This window comes from Alteromonas sp. NFXS44 (assembly GCF_040148705.1).
Taxonomy (GTDB): domain Bacteria; phylum Pseudomonadota; class Gammaproteobacteria; order Enterobacterales; family Alteromonadaceae; genus Alteromonas.
Window position 1 is genome coordinate 356,375 of sequence record NZ_JAGDEA010000012.1, and the last position, 15,477, is coordinate 371,851.

At 49.4% G+C, this 15,477-nt stretch carries 12 protein-coding genes; 9 read left to right on the forward strand and 3 right to left on the reverse strand.

Annotated elements, in window-relative coordinates:
- Positions 1-387 precede the first annotated feature (387 nt).
- The 8 genes from rpe to J3369_RS18800 all read left to right on the forward strand — a co-directional run bounded on the left by rpe (position 388) and on the right by J3369_RS18800 (position 8,957).
- On the forward strand, positions 388-1,065 hold the full coding sequence (gene rpe / locus J3369_RS18765) for a ribulose-phosphate 3-epimerase (protein WP_349589804.1): 678 nt from the start codon (positions 388-390) through the stop codon (positions 1,063-1,065).
- A 26-nt stretch (positions 1,066-1,091) separates the two neighbouring features.
- Complete coding sequence (trpS, locus tag J3369_RS18770; RefSeq protein WP_119502748.1) at positions 1,092-2,102, forward strand: tryptophan--tRNA ligase; 1,011 nt, start codon at positions 1,092-1,094, stop codon at positions 2,100-2,102.
- 26 nt (positions 2,103-2,128) lie between these two features.
- Positions 2,129-2,713, forward strand: a complete 585-nt coding sequence (locus J3369_RS18775) for an anthranilate synthase component II (protein ID WP_349589807.1) — start codon at positions 2,129-2,131, stop codon at positions 2,711-2,713.
- A gap of 73 nt (positions 2,714-2,786) precedes the next feature.
- A complete protein-coding gene (locus J3369_RS18780) occupies positions 2,787-4,016 on the forward strand; it encodes an HDOD domain-containing protein (RefSeq protein ID WP_349589811.1) in 1,230 nt (409 codons plus the stop codon).
- Positions 4,017-4,377: 361 nt separating this feature from the next.
- Positions 4,378-5,583, forward strand: coding sequence for an aspartate aminotransferase family protein (locus J3369_RS18785; protein ID WP_349589813.1), 1,206 nt, complete (start codon positions 4,378-4,380; stop codon positions 5,581-5,583).
- 26 nt (positions 5,584-5,609) lie between these two features.
- The gene (astA, locus tag J3369_RS18790; RefSeq protein WP_349589815.1) at positions 5,610-6,647 is read left to right on the forward strand and encodes an arginine N-succinyltransferase; all 1,038 of its coding nucleotides are present in this window, start codon (positions 5,610-5,612) and stop codon (positions 6,645-6,647) included.
- Between the two features lie 15 nt (positions 6,648-6,662).
- The gene (astD, locus tag J3369_RS18795) at positions 6,663-8,132 is read left to right on the forward strand and encodes a succinylglutamate-semialdehyde dehydrogenase (protein ID WP_349589818.1); all 1,470 of its coding nucleotides are present in this window, start codon (positions 6,663-6,665) and stop codon (positions 8,130-8,132) included.
- An 18-nt stretch (positions 8,133-8,150) separates the two neighbouring features.
- Positions 8,151-8,957: a DUF1338 domain-containing protein gene (locus J3369_RS18800; protein ID WP_349589820.1), complete on the forward strand. Its 807-nt coding sequence runs from the start codon at positions 8,151-8,153 to the stop codon at positions 8,955-8,957.
- Positions 8,958-9,054: 97 nt separating this feature from the next.
- On the opposite strand, the gene J3369_RS18805 is transcribed toward J3369_RS18800, so the two are convergent.
- From J3369_RS18805 to parC, 3 genes are all read right to left on the reverse strand, one after another.
- Positions 9,055-11,235 carry a putative bifunctional diguanylate cyclase/phosphodiesterase gene (locus J3369_RS18805; protein WP_349589822.1) on the reverse strand — a complete coding sequence of 727 codons (2,181 nt, stop codon included), beginning with the start codon at positions 11,233-11,235 and terminating at the stop codon, positions 9,055-9,057.
- Positions 11,207-11,746, reverse strand: coding sequence for a heme NO-binding domain-containing protein (locus tag J3369_RS18810; RefSeq protein WP_303572038.1), 540 nt, complete (start codon positions 11,744-11,746; stop codon positions 11,207-11,209). The genes J3369_RS18805 and J3369_RS18810 overlap by 29 nt, the downstream gene beginning before the upstream one ends.
- A 109-nt stretch (positions 11,747-11,855) precedes the next feature.
- The gene (gene parC, locus J3369_RS18815) at positions 11,856-14,156 is read right to left on the reverse strand and encodes a DNA topoisomerase IV subunit A (protein WP_349589824.1); all 2,301 of its coding nucleotides are present in this window, start codon (positions 14,154-14,156) and stop codon (positions 11,856-11,858) included.
- A gap of 269 nt (positions 14,157-14,425) precedes the next feature.
- Between parC and J3369_RS18820 the strand changes: the two genes are divergently transcribed.
- On the forward strand, positions 14,426-15,391 hold the full coding sequence (locus J3369_RS18820) for a family 43 glycosylhydrolase (RefSeq protein ID WP_349589826.1): 966 nt from the start codon (positions 14,426-14,428) through the stop codon (positions 15,389-15,391).
- The last annotated feature ends 86 nt before the right edge of the window (positions 15,392-15,477 follow it).

Consider the following 15,477-nt stretch of genomic DNA (forward strand, 5'->3'; position numbering starts at 1 on the left):
TTTATTTATGTACGTATTGAACGATTTCTGTCTTATTGTTTTTATTCAGCTTTCTCGTATAAGGCAAAACTAATGCCCATCTGATTAAAATCATAAATTTATGAATAACCAACTGATTACAATGAATTTTTATTCACAAAATTTAAATGTGACATTAAATAAAACCAAACAGCACCAATATGGTTCGCACTAAATATGAACAACATCACCATTTTGGTGCAGTCATTCATCCTATTTCATGACATTTAGTGAGAAATGTCATTGCGGCACTATAATTCGCACTTATTTGCGGTATCCGGCCCTGCTTATGCTGGCCGCAAACAAGACAAACGCGGTCTGCCGCGCTATTATCCGGTGCGTTCTTAAGAACATATAAGGTATGAAGCTATGAAAGAGTTTTTAATCGCCCCTTCTATATTGTCTGCCGATTTCGCCAGGTTAGGAGAAGACGTGGAGGCAGTGCTGGCAGCAGGTGCTGATGTAGTTCACTTTGATGTGATGGACAACCACTATGTCCCCAACCTTTCATTTGGTCCGATGATTTGCGAAGCATTGCGGAAATATGGCATTACCGCCCCCATCGACGTGCATCTGATGGTGTCACCGGTGGACGACCTTATCGAACAATTTGCCAAAGCCGGCGCCAGCTATATCAGTTTTCATCCCGAGGCGAGTCAGCACGTCGACCGTTCGCTGCAATTGATCATTGATAACGGCTGCCAGCCCGGACTGGTTTTTAATCCGGCCACCCCGCTTCATTACCTTGACCATGTCATCGACAAACTGCATCACATATTGATCATGTCGGTGAACCCGGGTTTCGGAGGTCAGTCATTTATCCCTTCAACCCTCGATAAACTCCGTGCAGTTAAACAGCGGGTTGAAGAAAGTGCTAAAAATATCCGTATTGAAATTGACGGAGGGGTAAAAACCGATAACATTCGTGCCATCGCAGAAGCCGGCGCTGATATGTTCGTTGCCGGTTCGGCAATATTTAATGCCCCCGACTATAAAAATGTAATTGACGACATGCGACGGGAATTAGCCGCCGCAAACAACGTCTGAATTCAGCAGGTACAGGTAATCAGGAAATGAGTAACAAACCCATTGTATTAAGTGGCTGTCAGCCCTCAGGACAACTTACTATCGGTAATTACATGGGAGCCCTCAAACAGTGGGTTGCCATGCAGGATGATCACGATTGCCTGTATATGCTGGTAGATTTGCATGCCATTACGGTGCGTCAGGAGCCCGCAGCGTTACGGGAAGCCTGCCTTGACGGGCTGGCCTTATACCTGGCCTGCGGCATTGACCCCGAAAAGAGCACCTTGTTCGTGCAGTCCCATGTACCCGAACATGCCCAGCTGGCCTGGATCCTGAACTGCTATACTCAGATGGGTGAGCTGAACCGCATGACTCAGTTTAAAGACAAGTCTGCAAAGAATGTAACCAATATCAATGCCGGCCTTTTCACCTACCCGGCACTGATGGCCGCAGATATTCTGCTATATCAGGCAAATCAGGTACCGGTAGGTGACGACCAGAAACAACATCTGGAACTGGCCCGTGATGTTGCCACACGTATGAACAATATCTACGGCGATATGTTTGCCATCCCTGATCCGTTCATCCCTGAATTCGGCGCACGCATTATGAGCCTGCAGGATCCCGGCAAAAAGATGTCTAAATCTGACGACAATCCGAAAAACTTCATCGGCTTGCTCGAAGATCCGAAAAAGCTCACTAAGAAAATCAAAAGCGCGGTAACTGATTCTGACGAGCAGGCACGCATTTATTTCGACACTGAAGAAAAGCCGGGTGTATCTAACCTGCTGACATTATTGTCTCTGTCTACAGGCCGTTCCATTGATGAACTGGTTCCTGAATACGAAGATAAAATGTATGGTCACCTTAAAGGCGATGTGGCTGCTGCTGTCGTAGCACTGCTTGAGCCAGTACAAACACGCTTCAAAGCATTACGGGAAGATCGTGCTTATCTTGATGAAGTCATGAAAAAAGGGGCAGAAAAAGCCTCTGCCCGTGCGGCTAACACACTGGATAAGGTTTACGACACTCTGGGCTTCATTCCCCGTCCACGCTAAGCCGGCACAATTTACGGAGTCAGTTTGTGTTGTTATTAATTGATAACTTCGATTCCTTTACCCATAACCTGGCCCGCTACTTCACTGAGCTGGGCCAGCAGGTAAAAGTGGTGCGTAACGACGAAATCTCCCTTGAGCAAATCGCCGCGCTGGCACCGCAATACCTGGTGTTATCACCGGGTCCCTGCACGCCGGATGAAGCCGGTATTACCCTCAGCGCCATTGACCACTTTGCCGGAAAAATTCCCATGCTGGGAGTTTGCCTGGGGCATCAGTCTATTGGTCAGGTGTTCGGCGGTAAAGTCACGCGTGCAGATAAAGTCAGGCACGGTAAGACCTCTGCCCTCTACCACAATAATACGGGAATGTTCAGCGACTTGCCCGACGGATACACTGTCACCCGGTATCACTCACTGGTACTTGAACCTGAAACCTTGCCGGACAGTTTGTCAGTAGAAGCCTGGTGTATTAACGAAAGTGGTCAGCGGGAAATTATGGCGATAGCCCACAGAACGCTGCCTCTGTGGGGGGTCCAGTTTCATCCTGAGTCACTGCTGACAGAGTATGGCCACGCTATTTTGCAGCGGTTTATTACGCTGGCAGATGCATAATATTCAGAAAGTATTCAAAAAAAGTCATACTCCGGCCGATAACAGGTTACTATGATTTTTCCGGTAGCCCGATATGCTTTCGTTTTCTGTACCCGACAGCACCCCGAATAAAAATGACGTACGCAGGAGCCGCCCGGTAGTGGAGCATACCCCTGACAACTTACCCCCAATCAATGAGAGGTTTGATAACCTGCTGATTGCGCCTGCGCGGGTGTCTCAGATGATGGGCCGCCGCAGTCCGGGGGAAGTGGCGTTTGCCCAGTCGGAACAGGGCGATGCCCGTCGCCGTTTGCTGCATGTTGAAAAAGTCGCCATTAAAAACAAACAGCTTCAGGCACAGTCAGAAGCCAGTGTGATGGACAGGGTAAATGCCGAACTTCACCAGTACGTTTTTGAGTTGCTGAAAGATGAAATAGACAATACAGAGATTGTGCTCACCTCTGTACTTAACCTGAGTCATGACGTTGCGCCGCTGCTGGATATTCTGTCAGTCAGGGCCACATCTATTTCCCGCATTGAACCTCATGCTGCGGCATTACCATGGCTCTACGATGACCTCATGACCGTGGTAAATGCACCTAAGTTTCGTCGTAAGGACTCTAAGGGAAAAGTGATTCCGGTGGAAACCTTACGCACGGCGCTGAGCTTTATCGGTATTGAAAACCTCCGTTTATTGCTGCCGGCCATGATTCTGCGCCGGGCTCTGCCGAAAATTACCGATCCCTATCCGGACATTAAAAATCGTATCACGCAATTCGCTCAGTCAACGGGTCTGACTATGCGCGCACTGGCTGATGATTATGATTTACCGCCCCATGAAGCCTTCACCGCAGGGATCCTGTCCCAGCTGGGGCGGTGTGCGGTGTCACGGTTATATTTTAAAGCCTTTGAACAGGCGCAGATTGCGTTGTTAAGAGAAGCGGAAATTGCAAAGGACACAGAACAGCACGGAGCGATGGCGAAAGTACAACCATCGGCAAATTATCTCATTGCTATGCAGCAGGAATTTTCTGAGCCGCTTACAGCGAGGCTGTTGGAGATACTGCAATTTAAACGTCTGCGCCTGGCGCTGCCGTTTATTGAAATCACAGAGAATGATCAACACCCTCACGATCTCACAGAGCTTTACAAGAAAGCCAAAGCTTATGCCGCTGTACGTATGTTGCACCAGGGTAAATTTCTGAACAAAGACGAAATCCCGCTGGCACTGCATAAAACGGGCTTTGTCAGAAGCGAACGTGACATTTTGAAATCCACCGACATCTTTCAGCTCCCTCTGATTGAGAATCCGCCTCTGGATTAACGTCTTTTGTGCACGAAATCGCCGTTTTTCGTGCACTTCCACAAAATTTAATCAAAAATTTTTACTGGATAATCATTCATACCGCTAAAATTTACGGTATGTCCTTCGCCCCGCCGCCACTTGCCCTGACTCAACTTATTAACAAATTGCATAAGCTTAGACAAATAAGCTGAATGCTTATGCACTTTTTATGCAAAACAAGCTAAAACCCTCTAAAAACAAGGCCTGCAGCGGGATTGCCAAGGTTACAAAGTGGCGATTAACTGGCATACTGTATAGCTAATTCGTACTTTTCGCATCCAACATCATCTGCACAATTTCACATTTGCACAGCGGATGCCCGATAAAAGAGGTAACTATAATGAACGTAACTCGCGCAACCTTTGATGAGGTCATGGTCCCTAACTACAATCCGGCCAACATGGTTCCGGTACGTGGTGAAGGGTCCCGCGTTTGGGATCAGGATGGTGCTGAATACATCGATTTCGCAGGTGGTATTGCCGTAAACGTACTGGGTCACAGCCACCCTGCACTGGTTAAAGCATTAACCGAACAGGGCAGCAAATTATGGCACTTAAGTAACGTTTTCACCAACGAACCTGCATTGCGTCTGGCAAAGAAGCTGACTGAAGCCACATTTGCCGAACGCGTTTACTTTGCTAACTCAGGTGCTGAATCTAATGAAGCGGCACTGAAACTGGCACGTCGCTATGCGCTGGAAAAATTCGGTGAAGAGAAAAACGAAATCATCGCCTTTAACAAAGGTTTCCACGGTCGTACTTTTTTTACTGTAACCGTAGGCGGACAAGCTGCATATTCTGATGGTTTTGGCCCTAAGCCGGGCGCTGTTGTTCACTGTGACTACAACGATCTTGCAGCATTTGAAAAACTGATTTCAGACAAAACCTGTGCGGTCATGATGGAGCCTCTGCAAGGTGAAGGCGGTATTATCTCTCCTGATCCTGACTTCGTAAAAGGCGTGCGTGAACTGTGTGATAAGCACAATGCACTGCTGATCTTTGATGAAGTGCAATCGGGTGTTGGCCGTACCGGCAAACTGTACGCGTACATGGGTCTGGACGTGACGCCGGATATTCTGACCACAGCGAAATCATTAGGCGGCGGCTTCCCTATTGGTGCCATGCTGACTACCGCTGAAATTGCCGCACACCTGAAAGCCGGTACTCATGGCAGCACTTACGGCGGTAACCCGCTGGCATGTGCAGTAGCCGAAGCTGCTCTTGACGTAGTGAATACCCCGGAAGTGCTAAACGGTGTAATCGAGAAAGAAAACCTGTTCCGTGAACTGCTGGGTGAAATCAACACTAAATACAATGTGTTCGAAGAAATTCGTGGACAGGGTCTGTTGCTGGGTGCTGCCCTGAACAAAGACTACGAAGGCCGCGCCCGTGACTTCCTGGTTGCTTCAGCTAACGAAAAACTGATGTGCCTGGTGGCCGGTGCCAATGTAGTGCGCTTCGCGCCTTCTCTGATCATTTCAGAAGAAGAAATCCGCGATGGTATGGCACGCTTTGAACGCGCTGTAGCCAGCGTAGTTAACGCCTGATAAACAACGGCTCCGGAAACGCGGTTATGTATATTATTCGTCCTATTAACACTGGTGACTACGACGCGCTGAACAACATCGCAGTGGAGTCTGGTATTGGCTTTACGTCATTACCGGTAAATGAAACGCTGCTGCGCAAAAAAATCCGTCGTGCAGAAAGCGCTTTTTCCGAACAGGTGGTTCAACCCGGCAATCAGTCTTACCTTTTTGTTATGGAAGATACCACCACCGGCACTGTGGTGGGCACCACGGGTATTGAGGCCGCTGTAGGTCTGGATGATGCGTTCTACCATTATCACATGGGCAAAGTTGTACATGCCTCCCGTGAGCTGAATATTCACAATACTGTGGATATTCTTTCTGTGTGTAACGACTACACCGGCGTCACCGAAATCTGCACGCTGTTTCTGCGCGAACAGGCAAGAGGCGGTATTAACGGCCGCTTCCTGTCTAAAGTGCGATTTTTGTTTATGATGGAGCACCGTGAACGGTTCTCAGAAACCATCATTGCCGAAATGCGCGGTGTCAGTGACGAAGAAGGTAAATCACCGTTCTGGGCCTGGCTTGAAGAGCATTTCTTTTCGCTGGACTTCCCCACAGCGGATTACCTTACCGGTATCGGCAATAAACGCTTTATTGCGGAGTTGATGCCCAAATACCCCATTTACGTCAATTTATTGAGTAAAGAAGCCCAAGCAGTGATTGGTCAGGTTCATGATAAAACCCGCCCTGCCCTGCTTCTGCTTCAGGAAGAAGGCTTCAGCTGCCGTGGCTACGTAGATATTTTCGACGCCGGCCCGACTGTAGAAGCGAATCTGAGCCATATCCGCACAGCACAGGCAAGCCGCAAGCTACCGGTGGTCATTGACGACCAGACGGCAGCACAAGGCGGACAGACCTGTTACATCATTAATACCTCTGTAGCGGATTTTCGCGCCGTTGCCACTGATTTGGCGGTCAGCGAAGAAAACAATGTTGCTGCCATTTCCCGCCAGGCTGCAACGGCACTAAATATAAACGAAGGCGACATGGTACGTTTTGCGCCAGTCAGCTTTCGGGACTAACGACAGGATTGATTCATGCAAACTACACACTTTATCAATGGTGAGTGGGTCGCTGGACAAGGACACACTATTCAGTCGGTTGATCCGGCAAAAGACCAGGTTATCTGGGAAGGACAAGCTGCCACCGCAGCACAGGTTGACGAGGCCATCGCTGCCGCGCGTAATGCGTTAACAGACTGGTCATTTCAAAGCTTTGACGAGCGCCTGACTGTCATCAAAAAATACGGTGAACTGCTGGCAGACAGCAAGCCTGAACTGGCTAAAATCATTGCCCGTGAAACAGGTAAACCTGAATGGGAAACGGCAACAGAAGTGGGCGCCATGACAGGTAAAATCGGTATTTCCGAAAAGGCCTATCATGAACGTACCGGTACTGTTGAAAACCCTATGCCCACAGGCCAGGCATTCATCCGCCATAAGCCCCATGGTGTGGTAGCCGTATTTGGTCCGTATAATTTCCCGGGCCACTTACCAAATGGCCACATTGTACCTGCGCTGATGGCGGGCAACACCATTGTGTTTAAACCCAGCGATTTAACGCCGGCTGTGGCTGAATTCATGGTGAAGCTGTGGGAAAAAGCAGGTCTGCCGGCTGGTGTACTCAATCTTGTGCAGGGTGAAGTAGAAACAGGCAAAGCACTGGCAACGCACGCTGGTATTGACGGTCTGTTCTTCACCGGCAGTTCCCGTACCGGTAAAATTCTTCACGAGCAGTTTGCAGGACATCCGGGCAAAATTCTGGCTCTGGAAATGGGCGGAAATAACCCGCTGATCGTAAAAGACGTTGCCGACACCGATGCTGCCGTTCACGACATTGTGCAATCAGCTTTTGTGACCTCCGGTCAGCGTTGTACATGCTCCCGCCGTTTATTCCTGCCGTCAGGTGCTGCAGGGGATGCCATCCTGAACCGCCTGATTGAAGTTACAAAAAACATCAAAGTTGGCGACTATGACGCGCAGGAACAGCCGTTCATGGGTGCGATGATTTCTGCCAAAGCGGCCAGAATGATGGTCGATGCTCAGGCGGAACTGGTTTCTCTTGGCGGCAAAGTGATTGTGGAACTGACTCAGCCGGAAGCAAACAAGGGCTTTGCAACACCTGGCATTGTTGACGTAACAGACATGCTTGATGCCTTGCCGGACGAAGAACATTTCGGACCGTTACTGAAAGTCATCCGCTACACCGATTTTGATGCAGCTATCAAAGAAGCAAACAATACCCGTTACGGTTTATCTGCGGGTTTCCTGGGCGACAGCGAAGAAGACTACCGTTATTTCTTCCAGCGTATCCGCGCCGGTATTGTTAACTGGAACCGCCCGATCACCGGAGCAAGCAGTGCAGCACCCTTTGGTGGTGTAGGCGAAAGTGGCAACCACCGCGCCAGCGCGTACTACGCAGCCGACTATTGCGCATACCCTGTAGCATCTGTTGAGCTGGAAAAAGTCACCCTGCCGGGTACATTAAGCCCGGGTTTAACGCTGTAGCAAAAGGACGCAGTTAACATGCATACAAATGTAGATACCTTATTTGACCGCCTGTGGGACAAATATGTGGCTATCACACCTTCAGCCCATAAAATTCATGCGCTGCTGGTGGGTGAGGAAAACAGTGACAGTATCGTGAACGATCATGTGGCGTTCCGCACTTTTAATCTCGACAAATGCCGGTTAGACAAACTCGCTGCGCACTTTCTGGCGCTGGGCTATGAGGCGAAAGGCGATTACGACTTTGAAGCCAAAAAGCTGACCGCAAAGCATTTCGAACACGCCGACCTGACTAAACCTAAAGTGTTTATCAGTGAACTCCGTGTAGAAGAGCTGTCAGAAGCCTCTCAGGCGATCATCCGTAAGCTGGTAGAGCAAATGGATGAAAGCATCACCACCAGCGAAACGTTTCTTTATTCAGGGCCTCAGTGGTCACTGTCCAAAGAAGACTACGATACGCTGCTGAATGAATCTGAATATGCAGCGTGGATGGCGGCATGGGGCTTTCAGGCTAACCACTTTACCGTGAGTGTTAACCACCTCAGCCAGACACAGTCTCTGGTTGATGTGAACACGCTGCTTAAGGAAGCGGGTTTTGTTCTGAATACCTCAGGTGGCGAAATCAAAGGTGGCGAAGACGTATTTCTTGCCCAGTCATCAACGATGGCCGACAAAGCCGGTGTTGAAATGAACGAAGAAACGGTTCAGATCCCATCCTGCTTCTACGAGTTCGCACAGCGCTACGAACTGCCTGACGGAAAACTGTACCAGGGCTTTGTTGCGGCGTCTGCTGACAAAATTTTCGAAAGCACAAACGCTAAGTAATTACACAGCAGATATCTACCGTATTTTCATTGGCAAAAGGCTGCTTCACCAAAGGTGAAGCAGCCTTTTTTATTTACGCCTGCCATCTTTGCAAAGGTCAGCCTGTTACCGCACTCTGTTCCGGTAATCTTGCAAGGAATTCACTGAACCCGGATGGCTTATCAAAATAGAAGCCCTGTAATAAATCCACCCTGGCTTCACGCAGTAACGGCAGGTATTCGGACAATTCCACCCCTTCCACTACGGTGTGAATTTCTAAACGTTGCAACATGGCAATAATACCCTGAAACAGCGCCAGCGCTTTCACGTCATGATGGATGTCTTTCAGCAGACTGCGATCCAGCTTTACCGTACTGAACTCAAACATTCTAAGATAACTTAACGCAGAGAATCCGCTGCCAAAATCATCCAGCGCCAGGTCGAAGCCGGCATCCCTTAACGCCTGAAGTGCACTAATTGCCCGCTGCTCATCCTGCATAAAAATAGACTCAGTCAGTTCTATTTCAATTAATGACTCTGACACCTTTTTTTCCGCACAAATGGCTTTCGCCTGAACGGGGAAGTGAGGATCTAACAACTGGTTGGCACTGATATTTACGGCAAGAGGCACAACCTGATGCTGCTGTGCCATAACGGTGAGGTAGTCACAGGCGCGGGACAAAGCCTGCAAGCCGATTTGTAAATCCAGCTGATTTGCCTCAGCCAGCGGAATGAAAATGCCCGGAGAGACGTTTCCGTGCATAGCTGACTGCCACCGGCACAATACCTCGCCGGATTTCAGCACACCCTGAACATCGTATTTACCCTGAATGTAGAAATCCAGGCTATCCTGCTCGATGGTTTTACGTAAATCAGACAGCATGCTGACCTGCGCCTTCATACTCTCCCATAACCCCTGCTGGTAAACACTCACCCGCCCTTTACCGCCAATCTTCGCCTGATACATGGCTGCGTCGGCATTCTGGATTAAGCGTTCAACGCTGCCGCCATCAAACGGATGACAGGCAATGCCGATACTCGCGGAAAGATGCAACTCGGTACTCTGCGCCTCAATTTTAAGGTTTTCTATCCCCTTAATGACAGATTCACCGATGGCGCTGGCACGATCTTCATCACAATCCGGCAATACCACCACAAACTCATCGCCACCCCAGCGGGTGACAGTTTTGCTGTTGTAATGTATGCGGGAAAGTACGCGGGCCACCTCCTGTAAACAGCGGTCACCGATTTCATGACCGGCGCCGTCATTGATTTGTTTAAACCCGTCCAGGTCGATAAACAAAAGCTTAAAATTCTGGCCGGATTCCAGTGCGTTTTCTAAAGCTTCATTCAGCCCGTTGCGGTTACTCAAACCGGTCAGATCATCATGCATGGCCATCTGACGTAAGCGGGTTTCATTAAACTTACGCTCTGATATGTCACGGACAGTAGCAATCAGATAGGGCTTTTTCTGATACTGGCTTTCAAACCGTGCCAACGATATATCTACCGGCAATTCCCGCTCATCAAGTGTTACCAGCGTCGTTTCGAAGCGTATTTGCTGATTTCCGTGCTTCGACAAATATTTGTCTGCATCAACGATCAAGTCCTTTAATGACCAGCCGAGGGTCATACTTTTATCCTGAACTTTGATAAGAGAAACGAATGCCTCGTTACACTCAGTGATGGAATAGTCGTCTGACAGCACCAGCATTGCTTCGCGGGAGCTTGCGAAGGCGGATGCCATCAGATGAAAGGTCTGCTCTGCTTCACGTTCGTAAGTGATGTCGCGGGTAGTGCCCACAATCCGCACTGCAGAACCAAATTCGTCCCGTTCCAGCACTCTGCCCCGTAAACGCATCCAGAGAAACATTTCGCGGAACCGGTAACGGAAGGCCACCTCCAGCCGGTCTTCGCCGCCATGCAGTACGATGGACCACTGAAACTCCAGATTGGAAATGTCCTCTTCGTGAATATTTCGAAGCAGGTCAAAAGGACTGCTTTCCCGCAGAGACTCTTTAGCGGAATGGAGTGAAAATGAACGGATGGTAATTCTGTCGTCACTGGCACGCCATTCCCAGTAAGACTCCTGGGCAGCCCACATGGCAAGACGCAACCGGGTTTCCGTTGCCTGACTCTGCTGAAGAGCGTCAAACAAGGCCTCGCTACGTTCAGTCAACAGGGCTTCCGCCTGTTCACGGGCACGCTTTTCCCTGGCTAAACGGCGCTCCAGCGCTGCAATCGCCTTGCTGTTTTTGTCCATTTCCACATCAGCTTTCAACGGTGATATTGAATTCATAGGTATGGGGCTTATCTGATTTTGCTTTTGTGCGCCGGATCGTTTGCCCGAAGTAATCGGCTGCACCGTCCATCAGACCTTCTGCCAGAGAATGCAATTCCCTGGTTGAGTAATATTCTAACAGCATGGTGTTATCCGTTTTTGACAACACTTTGAAAGTCGGTAAATCAGCATCAGGATAGAGCTTGCGGACCTGAACATGAATATCGTTGTCCAGCACACTGAGGGCATCAAGAATGCCGCTGCGCCCTGCCATCACCTGGCCATGGGAGGTTGCAAGACGGCCAAACAAATAGTAGCCGAAGTCATGCAGCAGTTCTTCTGCAGGCTTACCGGTTTTTTCCACCAGTACACCAACCAGTTTCTGCATTTCAGAGAAAGGGTAGTAACCTACCGAGGTGTAGGCACCATCATTTTCAAGGTTCGCCGCGACAATCACCTCATCAGCAAATTCCGGTGAGACCTTTTCTTCCAGCATTTCAACCAGCGTTGTGAACACAATCCCCAGCATACGGACATTCCTGTTTTATCCAATCTTATTAAGTGTAGCCCGGTAATACCGGGCCACAACTCAATAATTGGTCTAAACCGCAGCAGGTAAGCTGATTGCAGTCAGAGACTTAGGCGTCGTCGTTGCATTCGCTGTCTGTTTCAGGCGCAGCAGCTTTGGGTAGTTCAACTATCAGATCGTCTACCCGCTGCAAACCACGGGGAAGTTTGTTGCCCCGGCGTCCCCGCTCACCCTGGTAATGTTCAAGGTCTGCCGGTGACAGCGTCATGCTGCGTTTGCCAGCAACCACTTTCACCGATGCGCCGTCAGGTACAACGGCTAAACAGCACACAAACTCTTCACGGGTTTGTGCTTTCGCTGATGGGATATTAATGATTTTATTGCCTTTTCCTTTCGCAAGGCTGGGTAAATCCCGCAACGGGAACAGCAACATACGCCCTTCGTTAGAAATGGCTAAACACCAATCGGATTCAATATCATTTACCCGCTGCGGCGTAATCACTTTGGCTGCCGAGGGTAAACTTAAGAAAGCCTTACCGGCTTTATTTTTGCTGATCATATCCGCAAATTTGCCGACAAACCCATAACCGGCATCGGATGCAATGAGATATCGCTGCTCATCATCACCCATGAGTACATCAGTAAACTGTTCTCCACCCACTACGCTGAAGCGCCCGGTGAGCGGTTCACCCTGACTGCGGGCAGAAGGCAAACCATGGGCGTCACAGGAGAATGCACGGCCGGAGCTATCTAAAAACACCGCAGGCTGATTGCTCCGGCCTTTCGCGCTCGCCAGAAATCCGTCACCAGCTTTATAGCTTAGCCCTTCTGCGTCTACGTCATGACCTTTGGCGCATCGTGCCCAGCCTTTTTCCGACAGAACTACTGTGACCGCTTCGGACGGAATAAGCTCTTTTTCAGACAGGGCTTTGGCTTCGCCACGCTCTACCAGCGGCGAACGGCGATCATCACCATACTTCTCAGCATCAGCCAGAATTTCTTTCTTAATCAGCGTCTTTAAGCGGCGATCAGAACCCAGTAAGGTTTCCAGTTTCTTGCGCTCCTCTTCCAGCTCATCCTGCTCACCTTTAATTTTCATCTCTTCTAACTTCGCAAGGTGACGTAATTTCAGTTCCAGAATGGCTTCTGCCTGCTTATCAGACAGTGAGAACCGGCGCATAAGCTCTGCTTTCGGCTCATCAAAGGTGCGGATGATCTCAATCACTTCATCGATATTTAAGAAGGCAATCATTAAACCTTCTAAAATATGCAAACGCGCCAGCACTTTATCCAGGCGGTACTGAAGACGGCGGGTTACGGTGTCTTTACGGTAAACCAGCCATTCCGCCAGAATAGTGCGCAAATCTTTCACCTGAGGACGGCCGTCAAGACCAATCATATTCAGGTTTACGCGGTAACTTTTCTCTAAATCTGTAGTCGCGAACAAATGCTGCATAAGCTGTTCACTGTCCACACGGTTAGAACGCGGCGTGATAACAAGGCGGGTTGGATTTTCGTGGTCAGATTCGTCACGTAAATCACTTACCATAGGCAGCTTTTTCGCCTGCATCTGCGCAGCAATTTGCTCTAACACTTTGCCGCCGGAGGCCTGGTGAGGTAGCGCCGTAATAACAATGTCGCCACTTTCTTCAGTGTACACAGCGCGCATTTTTATTGAACCACGTCCGGTTTCGTAAATTTTCCGGATGTCTGCCCGCGGGGTAATTATTTCTGCATCGGTTGGGAAATCCGGTCCCTGAACATGCTCCAGTACGTCAGTTAATTCGGCTTTGCTGTCATCCAGCAGCATGGCACAGGCATTGGCGACTTCACGCACGTTATGAGGAGGAATGTCTGTGGCCATCCCTACGGCAATCCCTGTCACGCCATTTAGCAAAATATGCGGCAAACGGGCAGGTAAAACTTTAGGTTCTTTCAGCGTACCGTCGAAGTTAGGCATCCAGTCTACGGTGCCCTGGCCCAGCTCGTTCAGCAACACTTCACTGAAACGGGATAAACGGGCTTCGGTATAACGCATGGCAGCAAAGGATTTAGGGTCGTCCGGTGCCCCCCAATTTCCTTGTCCGTCTACCAGTGGATAGCGGTATGAAAACGGCTGGGCCATCAATACCATGGCTTCGTAACAGGCAGAATCACCGTGAGGGTGGAATTTACCTAATACGTCACCCACGGTTCTGGCCGACTTCTTATATTTTGCCGTTGCACTTAAACCAAGATCAGACATCGCATATATAATGCGGCGTTGAACGGGCTTTAAGCCATCTGCGATATGAGGTAATGCCCGGTCCATGATTACGTACATGGAGTAATTTAAATAGGCATCTTCGGTAAACCGGCGTAGAGGAAGTTGCTCAACCCCATCCCGGTTGATAATGATTTCGTCGCTCATGCGTTATTTTCGTTATGATGTGGTTCACTGCTTTTTAGCCATTGTGAGCCAATCCCCGCCGATACGCAATAAGCTGACAAACCGGGCGGTAATTTCATTATTGAAACAAAACGTTGAAGCCGCCTGTTCAGCCTTGCCTGCGGAACACCGCCCGCTCTACACTCGCTCCATTCACAGACGACTCATTAACGTGGACAGGGATGAAGCCTGAAGCAATTATTCTATGCCTTGCTGTTTCTTTGATAACAGCTTGTGCCGGTGTCAGAAGCGTGTCTGAAACACAGTCTGTGCAAGGTAAGGCAGCCCCGAAACCACTTTACCGTGACCCCGTTTATGACGGCGCCGCCGATCCTACAGTGATGTGGAATCCTCTCACCTCCAGTTGGTTCATGTACTACACAAACCGGCGTGCCAATATGCCAGACCCCGAAGGGGTTGAATGGGTTCATGGAACGCCTGTCAGTATCGCAGAGTCGACGGATGGTGGTGTGACATGGCGCTACAAGCGCAATGCTGTTATCAACTATCCCCACTCCGGTGATAACAGTATTACCTACTGGGCACCGGATGTGTTTTTTCACGAAGAAACCTGGCACATGTATCTCACCATTGTGCCCGGCGTATTTACGGACTGGGCTCATCCCCGCACCATCGCGCATTTCACCAGTACTGACATGCTGTCATGGCATTACGAGTCAACACTGAAGCTGGCCAATGAGAAAGTCATTGATGCCGATGTCATAGCCCTGCCGGATGGTGGCTGGCGCATGTTTTACAACAATGAGCCTGACGGGAAGTCTGTGTACTATGCTGACAGCGACGACTTGTATCACTGGCAGGACAAAGGCAAAGCTCAGCTGGCCAGTCGCGGGGAAGGTCCGGTTGCTTTTAAGTGGCAAGGTTACTGGTGGCTGATTGTTGATGCCTGGAGAGGACTGGCGGTTTACCGCTCTACTGATTTAACGCGCTGGGAACAACAAGCCGGCTATTTACTGGCGGAACCCGGAACAGGAAAAGACGACGGTATTAATGGGGGCCATCCTGATGTAGTGGTTGAAAATGACCGCGCCTGGCTGTTCTATTTCACTCATGGCGGCAGAGTGGGAGAGAATGCAGGGAAAGAGAATGCAGAGTCCAGACGCAGTGTCATTCAGGTCACTGAGTTGCAGTTTGAAGGTAACTGGCTGACTACTGACAGGAATGCGCCTGCGCTTATATCCTTACCGGCAAAATAATTTTTGAACCCGCCGGTTCAAATGTGAAATTTTTTTTACATTCCTGTTTACGCATTGTGAACCCTTGTGATTGAATTTGACTGTAC

Coding starts and splice junctions, on each gene's coding strand:
- rpe (WP_349589804.1), top strand. CDS start 388: ATGAAAGAGTTTTTAATCGCCCCTTCTATATTGTCTGCCGATTTCGCC.
- trpS (WP_119502748.1), top strand. CDS start 1,092: ATGAGTAACAAACCCATTGTATTAAGTGGCTGTCAGCCCTCAGGACAA.
- J3369_RS18780 (WP_349589811.1), top strand. CDS start 2,787: ATGCTTTCGTTTTCTGTACCCGACAGCACCCCGAATAAAAATGACGTA.
- J3369_RS18785 (WP_349589813.1), top strand. CDS start 4,378: ATGAACGTAACTCGCGCAACCTTTGATGAGGTCATGGTCCCTAACTAC.
- astA (WP_349589815.1), top strand. CDS start 5,610: ATGTATATTATTCGTCCTATTAACACTGGTGACTACGACGCGCTGAAC.
- astD (WP_349589818.1), top strand. CDS start 6,663: ATGCAAACTACACACTTTATCAATGGTGAGTGGGTCGCTGGACAAGGA.
- J3369_RS18800 (WP_349589820.1), top strand. CDS start 8,151: ATGCATACAAATGTAGATACCTTATTTGACCGCCTGTGGGACAAATAT.
- J3369_RS18805 (WP_349589822.1), bottom strand. CDS start 11,235: ATGAATTCAATATCACCGTTGAAAGCTGATGTGGAAATGGACAAAAAC.
- J3369_RS18810 (WP_303572038.1), bottom strand. CDS start 11,746: ATGCTGGGGATTGTGTTCACAACGCTGGTTGAAATGCTGGAAGAAAAG.
- parC (WP_349589824.1), bottom strand. CDS start 14,156: ATGAGCGACGAAATCATTATCAACCGGGATGGGGTTGAGCAACTTCCT.